This window comes from Hydrogenivirga sp. 128-5-R1-1, from assembly GCF_000171895.1.
The window spans coordinates 1-1,442 of the sequence record NZ_ABHJ01000352.1 but is presented as its reverse complement, the minus strand read 5'-3'; the positions used below and the strand labels follow the sequence as shown (position 1 = coordinate 1,442).

The following is a 1,442-nucleotide window of genomic DNA, read 5'->3' as shown; positions in this document are numbered from 1 at the left end:
AAAAAATCAAATGGAAAAAGAGGGGATTTAGTCATAAAAATCATTCCTGTTTGATATATTCCTTCAAGACAGCCTTCGTATATTTGTAACCTATGTCTATAGCATCTTTAATCTTCCATGTTGAAAAAAGGCCTATCTGCCTAAGCTCAGGAGGTTGTAAAAACAGATTACAATATTTTTTCCTCGCCTCAACATTAGCCCTAACTGCAAGGAAAAAACTTCTGAGTAAAATATTTACCGGATTATTAAAGTTCTTTTCTACCCCCAGAGGGTTAACCTCAGAACCTATTATAAAATCCACTTTTTTTAGCAACGGTTCAACAGGAAGATTATCCATTATTCCCCCGTCCACATATACATAATCACCTATTTTCACAGGCTTAAAAATAAAGGGCAGAGCACTGGAAGCAGAAATGATTTCATATAGATTTCCCTTAGCGAAATACTCAGGAATTCCCAGATTTAGATTGGTAGCACATACATAAAGCTCTTTTTCAAGTTGAGCTATATCAGAAACCTTAATGTATTGCTGAATTAATTTTTCTAACCCTTCCAGAGAAAATAAAGCTGTTAGATTCATGGCAGGTTTCAGATAGCTAAGGATGTTTGTATCTAGAATTATTTCTTCCAATTCTGCCGGAGAATATCCTGCAGCATAAAAACACCCGATTATTGAGCCTGCACTGGAACCGGAGATTACTGAAGGAAATATCCCATATTCCTCCAATGCTTTTAAAACACCTATATGGGCAGCTCCTCTAACAGCTCCCCCTGATAAAGCAATGCCGTAAGTTTTTTTCATAATTACATCTTTGATATTTGAGAAATAAGGTCATATATAGGACCAATAAGCCCAAGCATAATCACAAGCATAAATGCTCCTACGATACCTATCACTATAGGCTCTATCATTTTTGCTATATTTTGTGCCAGATAATCTACCTTATTGTAATAATAATTTGAGATGTAATTCAGCTGTTCGTCCAACTGACCTGCTTGCTCTCCTATAGCTATCATCCTTGTAATAACAGGGGAAAAAACTCCTTCCTCTTTCAAAGACTCGGAAAATGGTTTACCAATCTCTATTTTTTCACGGGTGTTTTTTATGGCAGTTTTAAAAACCATATTTTTAATGGCACCTTCCATAATGTGAAGCGCCTGATAAAGTGGCACTCCTGCAATTATCATAAGTCTTAGATATTCGGCAAAAAATGCGTAATTAAAGTTTATTATTATGATTCCAAACACGGGAGTTTTTAGTAAAAGCTTATCTGTCTGATATCTTACTTTTTCATTTTTATTTCTGAGTATTTTTAACAAAATAAAGCCAATAATTAGCAGGACTATCACGACCCACAGATATTTCCTTGTATATTCGGATAAATACATAATAAAAATTGTAGTGGCCGGCAGCTGGACATTAAATTCTTTAAAGCATCAAT

2 protein-coding genes are annotated in these 1,442 nt (G+C 34.8%); both read right to left on the bottom strand.

The genetic code is table 11. The features are described 5' to 3' along the window. Nucleotides 1-40: 40 nt before the first annotated feature. Entirely contained in the window at nucleotides 41-802 is a 762-nt protein-coding gene (locus HG1285_RS01700; RefSeq protein ID WP_008289329.1) for a patatin-like phospholipase family protein, read from the bottom strand. 2 nt (nucleotides 803-804) lie between these two features. Beyond that, nucleotides 805-1,350, bottom strand: a complete 546-nt coding sequence (locus HG1285_RS01705; protein ID WP_008289328.1) for a type II secretion system F family protein — start codon at nucleotides 1,348-1,350, stop codon at nucleotides 805-807. Between the last annotated feature and the right edge of the window lie 92 nt (nucleotides 1,351-1,442).